This window comes from Kitasatospora sp. YST-16, assembly GCF_026802215.1.
Taxonomy (GTDB): domain Bacteria; phylum Actinomycetota; class Actinomycetes; order Streptomycetales; family Streptomycetaceae; genus Kitasatospora; species Kitasatospora cineracea.
Genome location: NZ_CP113837.1, coordinates 1,018,093 through 1,038,280 on the forward strand (window position 1 = coordinate 1,018,093; position 20,188 = coordinate 1,038,280).

General features: G+C 75.3%; 18 protein-coding genes. 7 read left to right on the forward strand and 11 right to left on the reverse strand.

Going from position 1 to position 20,188, the window contains the following annotated elements; all coding sequences use genetic code 11:
- The first annotated feature begins 13 nt into the window (after positions 1–13).
- The 3 genes from OU787_RS04720 (at position 14) to OU787_RS04730 (ending at position 3,287) form a co-directional block, all read left to right on the forward strand.
- Positions 14–1,168 (forward strand): methyltransferase, encoded by a 1,155-nt coding sequence (locus OU787_RS04720; RefSeq protein ID WP_268658630.1) that lies wholly within the window; start codon positions 14–16, stop codon positions 1,166–1,168.
- A gap of 62 nt (positions 1,169–1,230) precedes the next feature.
- Positions 1,231–2,232, forward strand: coding sequence for a hypothetical protein (locus OU787_RS04725; protein ID WP_268658631.1), 1,002 nt, complete (start codon positions 1,231–1,233; stop codon positions 2,230–2,232).
- A gap of 125 nt (positions 2,233–2,357) precedes the next feature.
- Entirely contained in the window at positions 2,358–3,287 is a 930-nt protein-coding gene (locus OU787_RS04730; RefSeq protein ID WP_268658632.1) for a rhomboid family intramembrane serine protease, read from the forward strand.
- A gap of 52 nt (positions 3,288–3,339) precedes the next feature.
- On the opposite strand, the gene pdxR is transcribed toward OU787_RS04730, so the two are convergent.
- Positions 3,340–4,710, reverse strand: coding sequence for a MocR-like pyridoxine biosynthesis transcription factor PdxR (gene pdxR, locus OU787_RS04735; RefSeq protein WP_268658633.1), 1,371 nt, complete (start codon positions 4,708–4,710; stop codon positions 3,340–3,342).
- A gap of 127 nt (positions 4,711–4,837) precedes the next feature.
- Here pdxR and OU787_RS04740 point away from each other — a divergent pair, with 127 nt between their 5' ends.
- The 3 genes from OU787_RS04740 (at position 4,838) to OU787_RS04750 (ending at position 8,097) form a co-directional block, all read left to right on the forward strand.
- Positions 4,838–5,767: a DMT family transporter gene (locus OU787_RS04740; protein ID WP_268658634.1), complete on the forward strand. Its 930-nt coding sequence runs from the start codon at positions 4,838–4,840 to the stop codon at positions 5,765–5,767.
- Between the two features lie 351 nt (positions 5,768–6,118).
- Positions 6,119–6,964, forward strand: coding sequence for a polysaccharide deacetylase family protein (locus OU787_RS04745; RefSeq protein WP_268658635.1), 846 nt, complete (start codon positions 6,119–6,121; stop codon positions 6,962–6,964).
- A gap of 134 nt (positions 6,965–7,098) precedes the next feature.
- On the forward strand, positions 7,099–8,097 hold the full coding sequence (locus tag OU787_RS04750; RefSeq protein WP_030464541.1) for a ketopantoate reductase family protein: 999 nt from the start codon (positions 7,099–7,101) through the stop codon (positions 8,095–8,097).
- Between the two features lie 87 nt (positions 8,098–8,184).
- Here the strand turns inward: OU787_RS04750 and OU787_RS04755 are convergent, their stop codons facing one another.
- On the reverse strand, positions 8,185–9,003 hold the full coding sequence (locus OU787_RS04755; RefSeq protein WP_030464540.1) for an SDR family NAD(P)-dependent oxidoreductase: 819 nt from the start codon (positions 9,001–9,003) through the stop codon (positions 8,185–8,187).
- 242 nt (positions 9,004–9,245) lie between these two features.
- On the opposite strand from OU787_RS04755, the gene OU787_RS04760 reads away from it, so the two are divergent.
- A complete protein-coding gene (locus OU787_RS04760) occupies positions 9,246–10,112 on the forward strand; it encodes a 3-hydroxybutyryl-CoA dehydrogenase (RefSeq protein WP_268658636.1) in 867 nt (288 codons plus the stop codon).
- A gap of 58 nt (positions 10,113–10,170) precedes the next feature.
- Here OU787_RS04760 and OU787_RS04765 read toward each other — a convergent pair whose 3' ends face one another.
- The 9 genes from OU787_RS04765 to rpmI all read right to left on the reverse strand — a co-directional run bounded on the left by OU787_RS04765 (position 10,171) and on the right by rpmI (position 20,163).
- Positions 10,171–10,596, reverse strand: a complete 426-nt coding sequence (locus tag OU787_RS04765) for a hypothetical protein (protein ID WP_268658637.1) — start codon at positions 10,594–10,596, stop codon at positions 10,171–10,173.
- Positions 10,597–10,831: 235 nt separating this feature from the next.
- Positions 10,832–11,704 carry a chitosanase gene (locus tag OU787_RS04770; protein ID WP_268658638.1) on the reverse strand — a complete coding sequence of 291 codons (873 nt, stop codon included), beginning with the start codon at positions 11,702–11,704 and terminating at the stop codon, positions 10,832–10,834.
- A 425-nt stretch (positions 11,705–12,129) separates the two neighbouring features.
- Positions 12,130–13,383: an MFS transporter gene (locus OU787_RS04775; protein WP_268658639.1), complete on the reverse strand. Its 1,254-nt coding sequence runs from the start codon at positions 13,381–13,383 to the stop codon at positions 12,130–12,132.
- Positions 13,384–13,612: 229 nt separating this feature from the next.
- Positions 13,613–16,123 carry a phenylalanine--tRNA ligase subunit beta gene (gene pheT, locus OU787_RS04780; RefSeq protein ID WP_268658640.1) on the reverse strand — a complete coding sequence of 837 codons (2,511 nt, stop codon included), beginning with the start codon at positions 16,121–16,123 and terminating at the stop codon, positions 13,613–13,615.
- A complete protein-coding gene (gene pheS, locus OU787_RS04785; RefSeq protein ID WP_030464253.1) occupies positions 16,123–17,244 on the reverse strand; it encodes a phenylalanine--tRNA ligase subunit alpha in 1,122 nt (373 codons plus the stop codon). The genes pheT and pheS overlap by 1 nt, the downstream gene beginning before the upstream one ends.
- Positions 17,245–17,371: 127 nt before the next feature.
- Positions 17,372–18,460: a sensor histidine kinase gene (locus OU787_RS04790; RefSeq protein ID WP_030464252.1), complete on the reverse strand. Its 1,089-nt coding sequence runs from the start codon at positions 18,458–18,460 to the stop codon at positions 17,372–17,374.
- A gap of 44 nt (positions 18,461–18,504) precedes the next feature.
- Positions 18,505–19,374 carry a TrmH family RNA methyltransferase gene (locus OU787_RS04795; protein ID WP_268658641.1) on the reverse strand — a complete coding sequence of 290 codons (870 nt, stop codon included), beginning with the start codon at positions 19,372–19,374 and terminating at the stop codon, positions 18,505–18,507.
- Positions 19,375–19,477: 103 nt separating this feature from the next.
- Positions 19,478–19,864 carry a 50S ribosomal protein L20 gene (rplT, locus tag OU787_RS04800; protein WP_030464250.1) on the reverse strand — a complete coding sequence of 129 codons (387 nt, stop codon included), beginning with the start codon at positions 19,862–19,864 and terminating at the stop codon, positions 19,478–19,480.
- A 104-nt stretch (positions 19,865–19,968) separates the two neighbouring features.
- Positions 19,969–20,163 (reverse strand): 50S ribosomal protein L35, encoded by a 195-nt coding sequence (gene rpmI, locus OU787_RS04805; RefSeq protein WP_030268653.1) that lies wholly within the window; start codon positions 20,161–20,163, stop codon positions 19,969–19,971.
- Positions 20,164–20,188 lie beyond the last annotated feature (25 nt).

Genomic DNA, 20,188 nt, shown 5'->3' on the forward strand with positions numbered 1-20,188 from the left:
GCCTGGGGGCACGATGAACTGTTTCACCACCGCCTGGGGCGAGTTCGAGCTGGCCCGTTTCCCGGAGGATCCGCGCGAGCAGCTGCGCGCCTGGGACGCCGCCGACGAGTACCTGCTGCGCGACCTGCACGAGCAGGCGGTGCCGCTGGACGGGGCCGTCACCGTGCTCGGCGACCGCTGGGGCGCCCTGTCGACCGCGCTGGCGGCGAAGGCCGCCGGCCTCACCGCCGTCACCGACTCCTACCTGGCCTCCCGGGCGATCGCCGCGAACCTCGCCCGCAACGGCCTGGACCCGGCCGCGGTGGCGGTCCGCAGCACCCAGGACGCCCCGCCGCCGCGGATCGACGTGCTGCTGGTGCGCGTCCCGAAGAGCCTGGCGCTGCTGGAGGACCAGCTGCACCGCCTCGCCCCGGCCGTGCACCCGGACACCCGGGTGCTGGGCACCGGCATGGTCACCGAGATCCACACCTCCACCCTGAACCTGTTCGAACGGATCCTCGGCCCGACCCGCACCTCCCTCGCCGTCCGCAAGGCCCGCCTGATCCGCACCACCCCGGACCCGGACCTGGCCCGCCCCGCCAACCCGTGGCCGCTGCGCTACCGGCTCCCGGACGGCATCGGCGTCCTGTCGGGCCGTCAGGTCGCCAACCAGGCGGGCGTGTTCTGCGCGGACCGCCTCGACATCGGCACCCGGTTCTTCCTCGAACACCTGCCCGCCCCGACCGGCACCCCCCGCCGGATCATCGACCTGGGCTGCGGCAACGGCGTCGTCGGCACCGCCGCCGCCCTCGCCGACCCGGACGCCGAACTGCTCTTCGTCGACGAGTCGTTCCAGGCCGCGGCCTCCGCCGAGGAGACCTTCCGCACCAACCTGGGCCCGGACCGCCCCGCCGGGTTCCTGGTCGGCGACGCCCTCGCCGACCTCCCGGACGCCTCCGCCGACCTGGTACTGCTGAACCCGCCCTTCCACTCCCACCAGGCCACCACCGACACCATCGCCCGCCGCATGTTCACCGGCGCCCGCCGGGTCCTGCGCCCGGGCGGCGAACTCCGCGTGGTCGGCAACCGCCACCTCGGCCACCACCTCACCCTGCGCCGCCTGTTCGGCAACTGCCGCACCGTCGCGGGCAACCCGAAGTTCACCGTCCTGAGCGCCACCCGCCGCTGACCCGACACCCGCCGCCCCACCCGGTACCCTTCGCGGACGATCACCACAGGGGGGAACGCGCGATGACGGCGGTACGGACGATCCCGGTCCGGGGCGGCGTGAAGTCACTGACCTGGGACGGGAACGACCTGGTCGACCTGGCGAGCGGCGGCCGCCGCTGGGCCCCGGACGGGACAGAGCGGGACACCTCGGTCCGCTGGGGCTTCCCGTTCGACCGGGCGGCGCTCTCGCCGTCCGGACGGTACGCGGCGGTCTGGGCCGAGCGCGGCACCAAGGGCCTGGTGGTGGAGGTCGAACGGCCAGTCGTCGTCCGGGAGGTCAACCGCAGCTACTACCACTCGAAGGACTACGACTACCCGCTGGCCCTCGGCCGGCTGCCGGACGGCCGGGAGGTCCTGGTCCACTGCCCCGAGCGCTACAACGAGTTGCAGGTCGAGGACCTGGTGACGGGCGAGCGCCTGACCGCGGGCCCCCGCGGGCCCGTCGACGTCTTCCACTCCCGCCCCGAGGTGAGCCCGGACGGCCGGCACCTGCTGGCCGTCGGCTGGGTGTGGTCACCGATCGGGGTGGCGGCCCTGCACGACCTCACCGCGGCGCTCACCGATCCGGCCGCGCTCGACACCGACACCCTGTTCGCCCCGCACGCCGGCATGGAGGTGGAGGTCGGCGCGGCCTGCTGGCTGGACGCGGAGCGGCTGGCGGTGGCCACCGGCGAGGAGACCCTCGACCCGGACGGGGACGAAGGGCTCGGCCCGCTGCACCTGGGCGTGTGGTCCGTCCCGGAGCGCCGCTGGCTGCACCGCAGCCCGCTGGAGCGCCCCACCGGCACCCTGCTGGCCCGTGGCGGGCAGGTGCTCGCGCTGTACGGCCACCCCCGGCTGCTCGACGCCGCGACCGGCGCGGTGCTCGCCGAGTGGCCCGAGGCCGAACTCCCGGAGAAGGACCTGTGCTTCGGCGTCACCCACGTCCCCTCCCCGGTCGCCGCCCTCAGCCCGGACGGCACCCGCCTCGCCGTCGCCCGCCCGGACGCCGTCGCCGTGATCGACCTGCCGCCCCACCCCTGACCCCGCCCTCCCCTGGTGTACGCACCGTCCGCGCCGTGCTCTAGGGTGAGCGCCGTTTCGCCGTGGAACCTCGCCGTGGACGCCCCCGCGGCCGAGCGCCACCGCACAGGGGAGGGCCCACGTCCATGGACGCCGCACACCCCGCCCCGGGGGCCCAGGCCCCCGAGGCGGCACCGACCTGCTTCCGGCACCCCGACCGGGAGTCGTACGTCCGCTGCACCCGCTGCGACCGCAACGCCTGCCCGGACTGCCGGCGCGAGGCGGCGGTCGGCTACCAGTGCGTGGAGTGCGTCAAGTCCGGGCACCAGGGCACCCGCCAGGCCCGGACGGCGTTCGGCGGCCGGATCACCGCCCGCCCGTACGCGACCGTCGCGCTGATCGCGCTGAACGTGGCCGCGTACCTGGTCGAGCTGGTCCGGCCGGAGACCCTCGACCGGTTCGGGGTGCTCGGCTCGGGCGTGCTGGCCCCGCCCGCGGACTACGACCCCGCCACGTACGTGCCGCACCTGTCGGGCATCGCGCACGGCGAGTGGGAGCGGCTGCTCACCGGCGCGTTCCTGCACCTCGGGCCGACCACCTGGCCGATGGGCATCCTGCACATCGTGTTCAACATGTACTGGCTGTGGAACCTGGGCCGGGTGGTCGAGGACCGGCTCGGCGTGCTGCGCTTCCTCGCGCTGTACCTGCTGTCCGCGCTGGGCTCCTCCGCGATGATCTACTGGCTCGCCCCGCACTCCCTGGCGGTGGGCGCCTCCGGCGCGGTCTTCGGCCTGGCCGGCGGGTACTGGGTGCTCAGCCGCCGCCAGGGCTACGACCCGCTCGGCGGCAACCAGATGATGATCACCCTGGTGCTGTGGATGGTCCTCTCCGCGGGCTTCGCCTCCTGGCAGGGCCACCTGGGCGGCCTGCTCACCGGCCTGGCCGCCGGCGCCGCCCTCGGCTACGCGCCGCGGCAGCAGCGCGGACTCGTCCAGGCGATCAACCTGACGGCGGTGCTCGCCTTGGTCGCGGTGGTGGCAGTGATCGCCACCGACCAGCTCACACCCATCTCCTGACGGAACATCAGGAAACCTCCCGCCGACCCACCTCCCGTCAGCCCACCCCCCATCAGCCCACCTCCCGGCAGGCCGCGCCGAGCAGCGCCGCCGCCTCGCGCAGCCGCTGCTCGGCCAGGCCCGCGTACCCGAGCGCGACGGCCGCCCCGCCCGGGGCCAGCCGACCGGGCCCGACCGGCGCGACCCGCACCCCGCGCCGCAGCGCCGCCCCGGCCAGCTCCCGCTCGTCCACGCCCGGCGGCAGGTCCGCGTACAGGTGCAGCCCGGCGGCGACGCCGCGCAGCCCGGCCTGCGGGAGGTGTTCGCGCAGCGCGCCGACCAGGGCGTCCCGGCGGGCCCGGTAGCGGGGGCGGACGGCGCGCAGGTGGCGGTCGTAGCCGCCGCTCTCCAGCAGGGCGGCGAAGGCGAGTTGGTCGACCGCCCCGGTACCGAGGTCGGCGTACTGCTTGGCCTGCCGGAAGTCCTCGGCCAGCCAGCCGGGCAGCACCGCCCAGCCCAGCCGCAGCCCTGGTGCCAGGGTCTTGCTGAGCGAACCCAGGTACACCGTCCGCTCGGGCGCCAACCCCTGGACGGCGCCCAGCGGTTCGCGGTCGAAGCGGAACTCGGCGTCATAGTCGTCCTCCACCACCAGCCCGCCCGCCCGCGCCCAGCCGGCGAGTTCGGTCCGGCGACGGGCCGACAGCGCGACCCCGGTCGGGTACTGGTGGGCCGGGGTGACCAGCACCGCGTCCGCCCCGCTCGCCGCCAACTCCCGTACCACCAGGCCCTCCTGGTCGACGGGGACGCCGACCGGCTCGACCCCGTGGGCGCGCAGCAGGCCCAGCGTGCCGGGCGATCCCGGGTCCTCCACCGCGATCCGCCGCCGCCCGTGCCGGGCCAGCAGCCCGACCAGCAGCGCCAGCCCCTGCCCCACCCCGCTGACCACCGCGACCCGCTCCGGTCCCGCCGCCACCGCCCGCACCCGGCCCAGGTACGCGGCCAACTCGCCGCGCAGCTGCGGCAGTCCGGCCGGATCGCCGTACCCCAGGTCCCGGTTCGCGGCCCCCTGCAGGGCCCGCCGCACCGCCCCCGCCCAGGCCGTCCGCGGGAACGCCCCCAGGTCGGGCGTCCCCGGCTTCAGGTCGTACCGCGGCTCGGCCGCCGGCACCCGCACCGCCTCCCCCGGCCGCTCCACCGCCACCCCCTCCGCGACCCGGGTCCCCGACCCCTGCCGCCCCACCAGGTAGCCCTCGGCGGCCAGTTGCTCGTACGCCTCGACCACCACCCCGCGCGAGACCCCCAGCTCCGCCGCCAGCACCCGGCTCGCCGGCAACCGCGCCCCACCCGCCAGCCGCCCCTCCCGCACCGCCGCCCGCAGCGCCCGCACCAGCCGCCCGGCCAGCTCCCCGCCCCCCGGCTCCCACGCGATCAACAGCTCCCGCACCCCGACCACCTCGCATCGACCGACCGACCGGCCCGCCCAGCATCCCATCCCCCACCCCGATTGGTCCTCTGCTCAACCCACCAAGTGGCCCTGTGAACCGGACCACCCGGCTCCTAGCGTGGAACCCGTGACCGATACCACCACCCCCGTCCCGACCCCCGTCCCGGCCGCCGTCCCGGCTTCCGCCGCGCTGTCCCGCGGCCGTTCCCCGCACCTGACCGGCACCCTGCGCGCGGCCGGCGCGATGACCGTGCTGGGCGCCTCCACCGGCGTGACCGCCGCGTTCTCGTCCTATCCGCTGGCCGGCGGCCAGGCGCTGCGCTACACCCTGGCGGCGGCGATCCTGCTGCCGCTGGCCCGCCGCCGGCCGCGGCTCGCGCACCGGCTGACGCCCCGTGAACTCGCTCTGCTGCTGGCGCTGTCCGCCACCGGCCTGTTCGGGTTCAACCTGCTGCTGGTCGCCGCGCTGCGGCACACCGACCCGGCGGTGGTCGGCAGCGTGGTCGGCTGCACCCCACTGCTGCTCGGGGTGGCCGGTCCGCTGCTGGCCCGCCGCCGCCCGGCGGCCCGGCTGCTGGCGGCGGCCGTCCTGGTGGTGTGCGGCGCGGCGCTCACCCAGGGCTTCGGCCACGGCGACGCGCTCGGCCTGCTGTACGCGACCGGCACCCTGCTGTGCGAGGCGGCCTTCTCGCTGCTGGCCGTCCCGCTGCTGCCGCGGCTCGGCCCGGTCCGGGTGTCGGCGTACACCACCCTGCTCGCGGTGCCGCTGTTCGCCGTGGCGGCGGCCCTCTCCCCGGCGGCGCTGCGGATGCCGACCGGCGGGGAGCTGCTCGCGCTGCTCTACCTCGGGCCGGTGCTGACCTGCGGGGCGTTCCTGCTCTGGTACTCGGCGCTGACCGTGCTCCCGGCCGACCGGGCGGGCCTGTTCGGCGGCCTGATCCCGCTCACCGCCACCCTCTCCGGCGCGGCCCTGACCGCGACCGCCCCCACTCCGCTCCAACTGCTGGGCGCCGCCCTGGTCACCGGCGCCCTGCTGTTCGGCGCAGCAGCCACCTGACGCCCCGACCGCAAGCACCGCACCACTCGGCCCGACGCCCACCCGGTGCGCCCCAGCCACGGGCACCCCGCCAACCGCCACCGGCCCCGGCCGCCCCGCCGCCTTCACCACCCCGCTGCCCCTGACCCTCACCGCCCCCACCTTCGCCACCCCGCTGCCCCGCTGCCCCCGGCCACGGACGCCCCGCCGACCGCCACCGGCCCCGGCCGCCCCGCTTCCCTCGCCACCCCACTGCCCCCACCCCCACCACTTCCCCCGCCGCTCACGCCCCGTCACCTCCCCGCGGGGCGGCCACTCGTCCGGGCGGCCACCGTTGCCGCCCGGCCGCGGCGTCCGCTTAGGCTGGCCGCGATGACAGTCGACCGCCGCAGTGTTCTGCGTTCCGCCTCCCGCCTGGCCGCGCTGAGCGCCGCCGGCGGCCTCGCCGTCGCGTGCGGCGGCCCCTCCGACGGCCACGGTGCGCACGGCCCCTCGGTGGCGGCCCGCCCGCAGCCCGAGCACCTGACCGAGTCGCCGAGCCCGAGCCCGAGCGCGAGCGCCTCGCCGTCGCCGTCCCCCTCCGCGACCCCGTTCGCGCTGCCCCCGCTGGCCGCGGACACCCCGCAGGAGGTGGTGACCGGCCCGCGCAGCCGGCCGCAGCTGGCGCTGACCTTCCACGGGCAGGGCGATCCGGCGATCGCCACCGCGCTGCTGGAGGCCGCCGAGCAGCGCGGCGCCCGGCTGACCGTGCTGGCGGTGGGCAGCTGGCTGGACGAGCAGCCGCAGATCGCGCAGCGGATCCTGTCCGGCGGCCACGAGTTGGGCAACCACACCCAGAACCACCTGGACATCTGCTCGATGCGCCCGGAGCAGGCGCACGAGGAGATAGCGCAGTGCGCGCAGCGGCTGCAGCGCCTGACCGGGTCGATCGGCCGCTGGTTCCGGCCGTCCGCGGCGCAGTACGCGAACGCGATGGTGAAGGAGCAGGCCCAGCAGGTCGGTTACGCGCACGTGCTGTCCTTCGACGTCGACCCGCGCGACTACGCGGACCCGGGCGCGGACGCGGTGACCCGCCGGGTGCTGAAGTCGGCGGCGGCCGGTTCGGTGGTCGCCCTGCACATGGGCCACCCGGGCACGGTCACCGCGCTGCCGGCCATCCTGGACGGCCTGGCCGGACAGGGCCTGCACGCGGTGACGGCCTCCGAACTCTGCGCCTGACCCTCCCTCAACCCGCCTGCCCCCCAACCCACCCCCGACCCGCCTTCACCCCACCCCGTCCCCAACCCGCCCCCACCCCACCCCGCCCCCACCCACCCCGCAGCCCGGCTCCCCGCCCGTGCGATGCTCGGGTCATGCGCTACATCATGCTGGGCGCCGGCGCGGTCGGCGGCACCATCGGCGGACGCCTCCACCAGAGCGGGCGCGAGGTGGTCCTGGTCGCCCGCGGACCGCACCTGGCGGCGCTGCGCGCCGAGGGCCTGCGGCTGACCGTCCCGGACGGCACCCACCGGCTGGCGGTCCCGGCGGTCGGCGGCCCCGAGGAGGTCGAACTGGCGCCGGACGACGTGCTGGTGCTGGCGGTGAAGACCCAGCACTCGGCGGCCCTGCTCGACCAGTGGGCGCCCCGCCCGGTCGCGGGCGGCGGGACGGCGGGCGAGCGGCTGCCGCTGGTGTGCGCGCAGAACGGCGTGGAGAACGAGCGGCTGGCGCTGCGCCGCTTCGCCCGGGTGTACGGGATGTGCGTGTGGCTGCCGTCCACGCACCTGGAGCCGGGCCGGGTCTCGGCGGCGGGCTCGCCGCGTTCGGGCATGCTGCACCTGGGCCGGTACCCGCACGGCGCGGACGAGTTGGCGTCCCGCGTCGCCGCCGACCTGGCCGACTCGCACTTCGACGCGCCGGTCAGCGCGGACGTGATGGCCTGGAAGTACGCGAAGCTGCTGAGCAACCTGGGCAACGCGCTGGAGGCGGTGGCCGGTCCGATCGACGGCGAGCTGCGGATGCGGGTGTGGCGGCGGGCGCGGGCCGAGGGCGAGGCGGTGCTGGCGGCCGCCGGGATCGCCCACCCGTCCGAGGAGGAGCAGCGGGTCCGGCGCGGCGACCGGGTGACGCTGGTGCCGCTGGAGGGCGCGGTGCGCGGCGGCGGTTCGTCCTGGCAGTCGCTGGCGCGCGGCACCGGCGACATCGAGGCCGACCACCTGAACGGCGAGGTCGTCCTGCTGGGCCGCCTGCACGGCGTACCGACCCCGCTCAACGCGGCCCTGCAGCGCCTGGCCGCCGCCTTCGCCCGCGAGGGCCGCCCGGTGGGCTCCCTCCCGGACGCCGAACTGGCCGCCCTGCTCGACCTCCCGTAGCGCCGACCTCCCCCTGGCACCGACCTCCCGTAGCGCTGACCTCCCCCGGCACCGACCTCCCCCGGCGCCGACCTCCCGCAGCGCTGTTCACCCCATCGGGTCGTCCGGCCCGTACGGGCGCAGCCGCAGCGTGCGGGCGTCGGTGGAGCGGATGGTGGCGGCGGAGGCGACCAGGGTCTCCAGGTTGTCGCGGCCGGCGTGCAGGAAGCGCCCGTGCAGCCCGTCGAAGCGGCCGCGGGCGGCGTCGACGGTGACGGCGACCATGTACGGGATGGAGCCCCAGGCCTTCATGTCCCGGAACATCTCCATGCCGGCGGTCATCTCGGTGGCGACCGCGCCGGGGCTGATGTCGAGCACCACGACGCCGTGCTCGCCGACCGAGTCGGCGATGTTGTCGGAGAGCTGCAGCAGCGCGCCCTTGGAGGTGGCGTAGGCGGTGTAGTGGCCGTCGGGGCGCAGCGCGAAGCCGCTGTTGAGGTTGATCACCCGGCCGCGGCCGCGCCGCACCATGCCGGGCAGGACGTTGCGCAGCAGGTTGTAGGGGCCGCGCAGGTTGGTCTCGACGACCTGCCACCACTGGGCGGGGTCGGTCTCCCAGATCGGCACTTCGGCCCGGTCGACCTGCCCGGCGTTGTTGACCAGCAGGTCGACGGGGCCGAGGTCGCGCTCGATCGAGCGGACGGCTTCCCGGACGGCGCCGGGGCGGGTGACGTCGGCGGTGACGGCGACGCCGCGGGCGCCGTGCCGCACGCACTCCTTGAGGGTGGCGATCAGTTTGTCCTGGGTGCGGCCGACCAGGCCGACGGCCATGCCCTCGGCGGCCAGCCCGATGGCGATCTCCCGGCCGATGCCGCGCCCCGCCCCCGTGACCAGTCCGACCTGTCCGGCGAGTGATCCCGTCCCCATCTGCCTGCTCCCTCCTCCGGCTGGACCCCCGCATTCTGGTCCCCGCCGCGGGGCGCGCGGGGAAGCGCGCGCGGCGCACCGCCGACGCTCACCCGTTCGGCCGAGCCCCGGGCGCGGGCCGCTTCCCGGCACGCACCGATGTGAACGGGCGTTAAGGCAGGTAGTACCGTCGTCCGGGCGGGCCACGGCGCCCGCGACACCCCCGGCCGGGTGACCCCCGGCTCCTCCCGAAGGGCATTTGAGTGAGCGACATCGCGCGCGTCGGAGTAGTCGGCTGCGGCCTCATGGGGTCGGGCATCGCCGAGGTCTTCGCCCGTTCCGGCCTGGACGTGCTGGTCTCGGAGAACAGCGGCGAGGCCCTCGAACTGGGGCGCACCAGGGTGACCAACTCGCTGGAGACCGCGGTGCGGCGCGGCAAGCTGTCGGAGGAGGACCGGGACGCGGCGCTGGCCCGGCTGTCGTTCACCACCGAGCTCGCCGACTTCCACGACCGGGACCTGGTGGTCGAGGCGGTCGCCGAGCGCGAGGACGTCAAGGTGGCGATCTTCCGCACGCTGGACCAGGTGATCACCCGGCGGGACGCGATCCTGGCCTCCAACACCTCCTCCATCCCGATCGTGAAGCTCGCCGCCGCGACCACCCGCGCCGAGCAGGTGATCGGCCTGCACTTCTTCAACCCGGCGCCGGTGCAGAAGCTGGTCGAGGTCATCCCGACCCTGACCACCTCCGCCGAGACCACCACCCGCGCCGAGCAGTTCGCCGTCGAGGTACTCGGCAAGGAGCCGATCCGGGCCCGCGACCGGGCCGGTTTCGTGGTCAACGCCCTGCTGGTCCCCTACCTGCTCTCCGCGGTCCGGATGTTCGAGTCGGGCGTGGCCACCGCCGCCGACATCGACAAGGGCATGGAGGCCGGCTGCGCCCACCCGATGGGCCCGCTGCGGCTGTGCGACCTGATCGGCCTGGACACCATCGTCTCGATCGCCGAGTCGATGTACGACGAGTACAAGGAGCCGCTGTACGCGGCCCCGCCGCTGCTGTCCCGGATGGTCGACGCGGGCCTGCTGGGCCGCAAGTCCGGCCGCGGCTTCTACGACTACACCGCCTCCTGACGCCGCGCCGCCGGGCCGCTCCCACTTCGTGGGGGGCGCGGCCCGGCGCCGGGCGCCGTCACGGGCCGGCGTAGCGGACCACGTCGGCGATCCGGCAGCTGACCGGGCCGTGCGGGTCGGCGGTGCCCTGGGCCTGTTCGAGGGTGTCCTGGCCGGGCGGCAGCGAGCCGGCGGCGGCGACGCCCTCGGTGACCTGCCGGCCGGCGCCGTCCTCGAAGGCGATCTGCACCACGTAACTGCTGGTGGTGGCGGTGTGGTTGGTGATCCGGACGGTGGCGGCGGGCCACTGCAGCTCGTCGTCCACCCGGCAGGCGGTGACCTCGACGTCGCCGAGCGCGGCCCGGGCGGCGTCCTCCGCGCGCTGCACCCCGTCCTCCCCGCCACGCCCGCAGCCCGCCAGGGCCAGAACCAGCGCCAGAACCAGCGCCAGAGCCGAGGCTGCGGCGGCCGGCCAGGCGGCGGTGGCGATCGCTCGGGTGCGCATGGTCTCCCCTCCGGACGGACACGGTTCGGGGCCGACGCTACGAGCCGCCGGAGCCGCCCACCCGGAATGTGTCCGATCTGTAACCACCGTGCGGAGCAAGCGTGTTGACGGTGCGTCAGCGAATCGAACGGCCGGCCGGCCGGAGCGCGCCGAACGGCCCGGCGCGCGGGCGCCGGGCCGTTCGGGTGGTGCAGGGCCGTACGGTGCAGAGCAGAGCGGAGCAGAGCAGGGGCGGTCAGGCGTTGATCTGGTACGGGTCGCCGTAGACCTTCCACTTGAGCGGCGGGTTGAGGTCGAAGTTCTTCGCGTTCAGGAAGACCCGCTGCTCGGTGTCGACCCGGCTGGTGTCGGCGTGCGCCTCCTCCTGCTTCATGATCACCTTGCGGGCGTCCAGGAAGGCGTTCAGGTAGGTGGCCTCGTCGCCGCCCTGGGCCGGGGTCTTGGCCTTCTTCATGGCGGCGGCACGGATCCCGCCGAAGCTGTCGGAGCTGGTGCCGGGGCCGTGCATCACGATCGCGTCGTAGTAGACGAACTGGCCGAGCGCGCGCAGCCCGTCCGCCTTGGCCTGCTTGACCGAGGGGTTGAAGTACACCCGGTCGCGCTCGTCGTTCTGGGCCTGCTGGAAGACGGTGTCCTTGGCGGCGGTCCTCCAGTCGTTGACGAAGGCGCTGCCGAGGCCGGAGTGCGAGTCGCTGCCGTTGACCTTCTTCAGCGCGGGCAGGTACTTGGCCAGCACGTTGCCGGACTTGAGGTCGGTGTAGTGCTGCACCAGTTCGAGCATGTCGCCGGTGCCGGAACAGAAGCCGATGATGCCCGCGGTGTAGCCGCGGCCGTCGCCGATGTCCTCGATGTACTTGTACTGGGCCTTCCAGTCGAGCGAGGAGTTCTCGGCCGAGGAGACCAGCTCCATGGCGATCTCCTTCTTCGCCGGGTCGTCCAGCCCGACCGCGGCCACCGCCACGGTGCTCGCGCCGGCCGCCGCCGCCGGGGTGGCGGCGTGGCCGGTCCCGGCCGCGGCCAGGGTCAGCGGGAGGGCGCCGACCAGGAGGGCGAGGGCGGCCCGGGTCGTGCGGGCGGTACGGGCGGTGCGGTGCTTGCTGAGGTGCATTCTGACGCTCCGTCTGCCGGCTGCGGGCAAGGGGGTGCCCACAGATGAGGGTTAGGAAAGTTTCCTAACGAGGATTGAAGCGTCCGCATCACGCTCCCGCAAGACGTCCGACCGCATCCGGGCCGAGAGATCCGCCCGAACGGCCCGACGCCCCGTCACCCCCCTGCCCTCCCCCGCCCCGTCCGCACCGAACCGCCCGCGCCCCGGCCCGCCCGGGAAACCGCTGGCCACCGGCCCCGCGGACGGCCGGACGCCGGGCCGGCCGGAGACCCGCGGGACCGGGCGCCGAGGACCGCCCGCCGCCCGGCCGTTCACCCACCGCACCGCCGCCGCCCACGAGACGTTCACCCACCCCTCCGCCCGACGCCGCACCACACCCCGCCCCACCACCTCGCCACCTCGCCACCCCACCGCCCGACGCCGCGTCACGCCCCGCCCACCGTCGCCGTCCCCGCCGTCCCCGCCGTCCCCGCCGTCCCCGCAGCCCCCGTCGCCCCCGGCCGCACCGCCGCCGCCCCCTCCCGCACCACCGCCGGCCGCGAGACCACCGTCACCAGCAGCGACACCGCCGCCAGCGCCCCGATCGCCCAGCGCACCTCCACCAGCTGCGCCAGGGCGCCCGCCAGCGCCGCGCCCACGCCCTGCCAGGCGATCCGGCCCGCCGACTCCACGCCCTGCACCTGCCCCCGCGCGGCCTGCGGCGTCAACGCCAGCAGCCGCTCCTGCAACGGCAGCGTCGCCGCGAACCCGACGCCCGCCACCCCCACCGCCAGCGCCGCCGCCCACACCGGCGGCCGGGCCGCCAGCAGCAGGAACGGCCCCGCCAGCAGCAGCCGCAGCCCGTACGCCAGCCGGGCCCGCCGGGCCGCGTCCAGCAGCCGGCCCACCACCAGGTCGCCCACCAGCATCCCGGCCGCGCTCGCCGCCAGCAGCGTCCCGGCCGCCGCCGGCGCGTACAGCAGGAACAGCGCCTCGCAGCCCACCACCAGCCCGTTGGGCACCCACAGGTTCAGCAGCAGCGCCCGCCGCCCCGGCCGGCCCAGCAGCTCGACGTTGCCCCGCCAGGTCTCCCGCAGCCCGGGCCGGCGCGGCGGCCGCACCGACCGCTCCCGCACCGTCGCCGCCACCACCAGCGCCGCCAGCGCCGTCAACCCGGCTGCCGCGCCCAGCAGTTGGTACGGCGTCAGCACCGCCAGCAGCGCCCCGCCCAGCGCGAACCCGAGCACCGACGCCCCGCCCGCCGTGACGTTCATCAGCGACCTGGCCGGCGCGTACCCGTCCGGCGGCACGATCTCCGCCAGCAGACCCATCCGCGTCCCCGTCCCCAGCGACTGGAAGAACCCCACCCCCAGCAGCAGCGCGAACCGCGCCGCCAGCGGCAGCCCCGGCACCGCCTGCGCCGACACCGCCGCCAGCGCCAGCAGGTGCAGCGCCACCAGCGTCCGGCGCGGCCGCGCCCCGTCCGCCAGCGACATCAGCGTCAACGCGCCCAGCACCGCCGTGAACGACGACCCGTACATGCTCACCGCCGTCAGGAACGGTGACCCGGTGCGCGCCCGCACCAGCGTGCCCAGCGCGAACCCGGACAGCGTCCCGGCCCCCGCCAGCAGCGTGAAACCTGCGTACAGCCCCGCGAACTCCCGCTGCCGCAGCAGCGCCAGATATCCATGACCAGTCATGAAAAAAGCCTCCGACGCTGCCGCGGGGGCGCGTTCGAAGGCCTACGGGGGAAAATCTACCACTCGACGCCCCGCCCCCGCCCGGGTTCTCACCAGTCCCGAACAGCCCCGAACGCCCCCCGAGCAGCTCCGAACACCCCCGAGCACCCCAGAGGCAGCCCCGGACACGCCGGAGCCCCGCCGCTCCCCCACCCGGGGGCGCGACGGGGCTCCGCCGTGCAACGCGCCGTCAGGCCCCGCGCAGCACCGCGCCGGTGCGCTCACCGGCCACCGCGACCGCCGACTCGCGGGCCGCCGACGCCTCGTCGGCCGTCAGCGTCCGGTCGGTGGCCCGGAAGCGCAGCGTGTACGCCAGCGACTTCTTGCCCGCGCCCGCCTGCTCGCCGGTGAACACGTCGAACAGCCGCAGCGACTCCAGCAGTTCGCCCGCGCCCTCGCGCAGCGCCGCCTCCACGTCCGCGGCGTGCACGGCCGCGTCCACGATCAGCGCCACGTCCTGGGTCGCCACCGGGTAGGCGGAGACCGGCGGGCCGGAGACCCGGCGGCCGTCCTCGAACAGCAGGTCCAGGTCGAGCTCCATCGCGCTGGTGCGCTCCGGCAGGTGCAGCGCCTTGACGACGCGCGGGTGCAGCTCGCCGGCGTGGCCGACGACCTCCTCGCCGACCAGCAGCTCGGCGCAGCGCCCCGGGTGCCACGGCGCGTACTGCGCCTGGCGCACCGTCAGCTCCACGCCCGCGGCGGCCGCGACCACCCGGGCCGCCTCGACCGCGTCCGCCCAGCCGGACGGCGCGCCCTTGCCCCACCAGCCGGACGGCAGCCGCTCGCCGGTCAGCGCGACGGCGACCCGGCGCGGCTGGTCGGGCAGGGCGGCGTCCAGCTCGGCGAGCTGCTCCTCGCTCGGGCGGCGGTCCACCGGCAGCCGCGGCGCGACCTTCGGCTCGGCCTTGGGCAGGAACACCGTGCCGGTCTCGAAGATCGCCAGGTCGGTGTTGCCGCGCCCGACGTTGCGCCGCAGCGCGCCCAGCAGGCCCGGCAGCAGCGTGGTGCGCAGCGCCGGCTCGGCGTCGTTCAGCGGGTTGACCAGCTTGACGGTGCGCCGGCGCGCGTCGTCCGCGTCCAGCCCGAGGCCGTCGAAGGAGGCGTCGCCGACGAACGGGTACGCGTTGATCTCCACGTAGCCCGCGCCGGCCAGCGCCACGCCGACCCGCCGGTGGAAGCGCTGCGCCTCGGACAGGCCGCGCCCGGGCGGGGTGACCGGCATCCGGGCCGGGACGTTGTCGTAGCCCTCCAGCCGGATGACCTCCTCGGCGAGGTCGTACGGGTCGGTCAGGTCGGGCCGCCAGGACGGCGGGGTGACCTCCAGGACGTCCGTCCCGACGACCGAGCAGCCGACCTCCTGCAGGCGGCGGGTGACGGTCTCGCGGCCGTACTCGGCGCCGGCCACCCGGTCGGGCAGGTCGGCGTCGATCGGGATGGTGCGCACCGGGTGCGGGGCCGCGATGTCGGTGACCCCGGCCTCGGCGGTGCCGCCGGCGATCAGCACCAGCAGGTCGACGGCGCGCTGCGCGGCGGCCCGGGCGGCCTCCGGGTCGACGCCGCGCTCGAAGCGCTTGGACGCCTCGGAGGGCAGCTTGTGGCGCTTGGCGGCGCGGGCGATGGCGACCGGCTCGAAGTGCGCGGCCTCGATGATGATCTCGGTGGTGCCGGTGACGGCGCCGGTCTCGGCGTCGACGACCGGGTCGAGGATCTCGGTGGTGGCGCCGCCCATCACGCCGGCCAGCCCGATCGGGCCGGAGTTGTCGCAGATCAGCAGGTCCTCGGCGGACAGCTTGCGCTTGACGCCGTCCAGCGTGGTCAGCGTCTCGCCCTCGGCCGCCCGGCGGACCTGGATCGGCCCGTCCACCCGGCCCCGGTCGTAGGCGTGCAGCGGCTGGCCGACCTCCAGCATCACGTAGTTGGTGATGTCGACGGCCAGCGAGATCGGGCGGATCCCGGCCTTCTGCAGGCGGCGCTGCAGCCAGATCGGCGACTTCGCGCCCGGGTCGACGCCGGTGACGGTGCGCGCCACGAACCGGTCGCAGCCCACCGGGTCGGCGACCTTCACCGGGTAGCCGTACGCGTTGGCCGGCGGCACGTCCAGCAGCGCCGGGTCGGCCAGCGGCAGCCCGTACGCGGCGGCGGCCTCGCGGGCCACGCCGCGCATCGACAGGCAGTAGCCGCGGTCGGGGGTGACCGCGATGTCGAGCACCTCGTCGACCAGCTGCAGCAGTTCGAGGGCGTCGGTGCCGGCCTCGTACTCGGGCGGCAGCACGATGATGCCGTTGTGGTCGTCGCCCATGCCGAGCTCGCGGGCGGAGCAGATCATGCCGGCCGAGGTGTGGCCGTAGGTCTGCCGGGCGGAGATCGGGAACGGCCCGGGCAGCACGCCGCCGGGCAGGATCACCACGACCTTGTCGCCGACCTGGAAGTTGGTGGCGCCGCAGACGATCTCCTGCGGCTCGCCGGTGCCGTTGGCGCCGCCGACGTTGACGAAGCAGTGCCGGATCGGCTTCTTGAAGCCGGTCAGCTCGTCGATGGAGAGCACCTCGCCGACCACCAGCGGGCCCTTGATGTCGGCCCCGAGCTGCTCGACGGTCTCCACCTCGAGCCCCGCGCGGACCAGCCGGGCCGCGACGTCGCGGCCGGTCTCGCCCGCCGGCAGGTCGACGTACTCGCGCAGCCAGGAAAGCGGGACGCGCATCAGATCTCCATCCCGAACGGGAGGGTGAAGCGGACGTCACCCTCGACCATGTCGCGCATGTCGGCGACGTTGTGACGGTTCATCAGGATCCGCTCCAGGCCCAGGCCGAACGCGAATCCGCTGTAGCGGTTCGGGTCGATGCCCGCGGCGACCAGCACCCGCGGGTTGACCACGCCGCAGCCGCCCAGCTCGATCCAGCCCTCGGAGGAGCAGGTACGGCACGGGCGGTCGGGGTTGCCCACCGAGGCGCCGCGGCACACGAAGCACTGCAGGTCGATCTCGGCGCTGGGCTCGGTGAACGGGAAGTACGAGGGGCGCCAGCGCAGTTCGAGGCCGCCGCCGATCAGCTTCTCCACCAGCACCTCGATGGTGCCCTTGAGGTGGCCGAAGGTCAGGCCCTCGTCCACCGCGATCGCCTCGACCTGGCGGAACACCGGGGTGTGCGTGGCGTCCAGCTCGTCGGTGCGGTAGACCCGGCCGGGGCTGACCGCGTACAGCGGCGGCTCGCCGGCCAGCATCGCGCGGATCTGCACCGGGGAGGTCTGGGTGCGCAGCACCATGCCGGAGTCGGCGGTGCCGTCGGGCGCCTCGACGAAGAAGGTGTCCTGCATCGAGCGGGCCGGGTGGTCGGCGTGCAGGTTGAGGGCGTCGAAGTTCAGCCACTCCGCCTCGACCTCGGGGCCGGACGCCACCTGGTAGCCCATGGCGACGAAGGTGTCCTCGATCCGCTCGGCGAGCGTGGTCAGCGGGTGCCGGGCGCCGCGCGGCACGCGGCCGTACGGCAGGGTGACGTCCACCGCCTCCTCGACCAGCACCCGGGCGTCGCGCTCCGCCTCCAGCTCGACCTGGCGCTTGGCCAGGGCCTGGTTGACGGCGCCGCGGGCCTGGCCGATCAGCTTGCCCGCGGCGGCCTTGGCCTGCGGGGGCAGGGCGCCGATCTCGCGGTTGGCGAGCGACAGCGGGGAGCGGTCGCCGGTGTGCGCGACCTTCGCCTGCTTGAGCTCGTCGAGGTCGGCGGCGGCGGCGAAGGCGGCGATCGCCTCGTCCCGGGCCTGCTCGACCACTTCGGGCTTGAGGGCCTCGACCTCGACCGGGTCGTACGACTTATTGGGTGCCGACATCTCTATCTTTCCCGTGCTCCTGCTCGTGATCAGGTCTGCTGCGTCGCCGGGCGTCCAAGAACGCCAAGGGTCGAGTGTAGTCGCAGGCCGCGACCCCCCACCGCGACGGACCGCGCCGCCGGGCGGCTCAGAGCATGAAGTCGGGGACGCCCGCGGGCAGCACGAACCGGAACCGGGCGCCGCCGCCGTCGGCCCGGCTGATCCGGACCACCCCGCCGTGCGCCTCCACGATGCCCTTCACGATGTACAGGCCCAGGCCGGTGCCGCCGCGCCTGGAGCCGCGCCAGAACCGGGTGAACACCCGCGGCATCGCCTCCTCCGGGATGCCCGCGCCCTGGTCGCTGACGGTCACCGCGGTGCCCTCCACCGCCCGCGGCGGCGTCCCGGGCGTCTCCACCAGCTCCCGCGCCGCCCCGACCTCGATGGTCACGGTGCCCTCGCCGTGCCGGACCGCGTTCTCCAGCAGGTTGGCCAGCACCTGGTCGAGCTTGTCCGGGTCGCCCCACTGCTCGGCGGGCGGCCCGGCCACCCGGATGTCGAAGCGCTCGGCGGGGATCCCGGCGGCCACCTTCCCGGCCACGTGCCGGTGCACGGCCGCGGCCAGGTCGATCCGCTGCTTGCGGATCTCCAGCCGGCCGGCGTCGATCCGGGAGATGTCCAGCAGTTCGGCGATCAGCCGCACCACCCGGTCGGCGTCCGCGTCGACGGTCTCCAGCATCACCCGCTTCTGGCCGTCGTTGAACCGCTCCCACTTGGCCAGCAGCGTCGCCGTGAAGCCCTTGACGCTGGTCAGCGGGGAGCGCAGCTCGTGCGCGACGGTGGCGATCAGCTCGGCGTGCGAGCGCTCGGTGCGCCGCCGCGCCTCGGTGCCGCGCAGCGTCACCACCACCTGCCGCACCGGCCCGCGCGGCACCTCGCGCACGTACCTGGCGCACACCAGCACCTCGCGCCCGTCCAGCAGCAGGTTCCGCTCGGGCTGCCCGGTGCGCACCGCGAGCCCGCCGTACGGGTCGGTGAGCCGCCACCAGCGGCGGCCGTCCAGGTCCTCCAGCGGCAGCGCCCGTTCCAGCTCGACGCCGATCGCGTGCCGCGCGGAGCGGCCGGTGATCCGTTCCGCGGCCCGGTTGAAGACCACCACCCGGCCCTGCCCGTCCGCGACCACCAGCCCGTCCGGCAGGTCGTCAGGTTCGACCGGTGCCCAGTTGACGCCGCCCATGGGTGTCCTCCCCGCCCGCCCCCTCGCAGGCCCAGGAACCGACCCTAGCGCGCCGGGCCCTCGGCGCGACACCCGCTGTGGGAGCGCTGGGCGCGCGCGGAGGCGTACAGGCACACGGCGGCCGCCGTGGCGAGGTTCAGGCTCTCCGCGTGCCCGTGAATGGGCACCCGCACCACCTCGTCCGCCAGCGCGCGGGTCTCCTTCGGCAGGCCCCACGCCTCGTTGCCGAACACCCAGGCGCACGGGCCCTCCAGGGTGCCCTCGTCCAGCTCCTGGTCGAGGTCGCGCTCCCCCGCGCCGTCCGCGGCCAGCACCCGCACCCCGGCCGCCCGCAGCCGCGCCACCGCCTCCTCGACCGGCACCCCGGTCGCCACCGGCAGGTGGAACAGGCTCCCGACGGACGCCCGCACCGCCTTCGGGTTGTACGGGTCCACCGAGGCGTCGGTCAGCACCACCGCGTCCGCCCCGGCCGCGTCCGCGGTCCGCAGCACGGTGCCCGCGTTCCCGGGGTCGCGCACGTGCGCGAGCACCGCGACCAGCCGGGGCCGGGCCGCCAGCACCTGCTCGAACGGGGTGTCGATGAACCGGCACAGCGCGACGATGCCCTGCGGGGTGACGGTGTCGCAGATGTCCGCGACCACCTCCTCGGTGGCGGTCAGCACCGGCAGCCCGGCCTCCCGCGCGGCGGCCACGATCTCGGCGTGCCGCCCGGCGGCCTCCGCCGTCACGTACACCTCCACCACGGCGTGCTCGCCGTCCGGCAGCCGCCCGAACGCCACCGCCTCCCGCACCGCCTGCGGGCCCTCGGCCAGGAAGCGCCGCTCCTTGCCGCGCTGGCTGCGCTTGGCGAGGCGGCGGGCGGCGACGACGCGCGGGGAGCGCAGGGAGGTCAGCAGGGGGGTCTCGGTGCTCATGCTCACGATCTTCGTCACGGGCGGGCGGGGGCGCGGTACGCAACGGACCCGCAGGCCGGGCGGCCTGCGGGTCCGGGGAACGCTTTCAGGGCGAGCGCCTGGATCAGGCGGCGACCTTGGGGGCGTTGACGTCCGCCGGGAGCGCCTTCTGGGCGACCTCGACCAGGGCGTGGAACGCCACGGTGTCGTTCACCGCGAGGTCGGCCAGCATCTTGCGGTCGATCTCGACGCCCGCGGCCTTGAGGCCCTGGACGAAGCGGTTGTAGGTGATGCCGTTGGCACGGGCAGCGGCGTTGATGCGCTGGATCCAGAGCTGGCGGAAGTCGCCCTTGCGCTTCTTGCGGTCGTTGAAGTTGTAGACGAGCGAGTGGGTGACCTGCTCCTTGGCCTTGCGGTACAGGCGCGAACGCTGACCGCGGTAGCCGGAGGCCCGCTCGAGGATGACCCGGCGCTTCTTGTGGGCGTTCACTGCCCGCTTGACGCGTGCCACTTCATTACTCCTTGGTTCCGGACCTCGGATCGTGCCGGCGGTCCGTTATTCGATTCGGTCGGTAAGGATCAGCGGGTGCCCGCGGCGCTGCCGCGGGCGGGCGATCACTTGCCGAGAAGCTTCTTGATCTTCTTCGCGTCGCCCGGGGCCATCTCGGCGTTGCCGGCCAGCTTGCGGGTCAGCGTCGAGGGCTTGTGCTCGAGCAGGTGGCGACGGCCGGCACGCTCGCGCAGCACCTTCCCGGAGCCAGTGATCTTGAAGCGCTTGCTGGCGCCGCTGTGCGTCTTCTGCTTCGGCATGTCGCCGTATCTCCTCGTCGGTCCG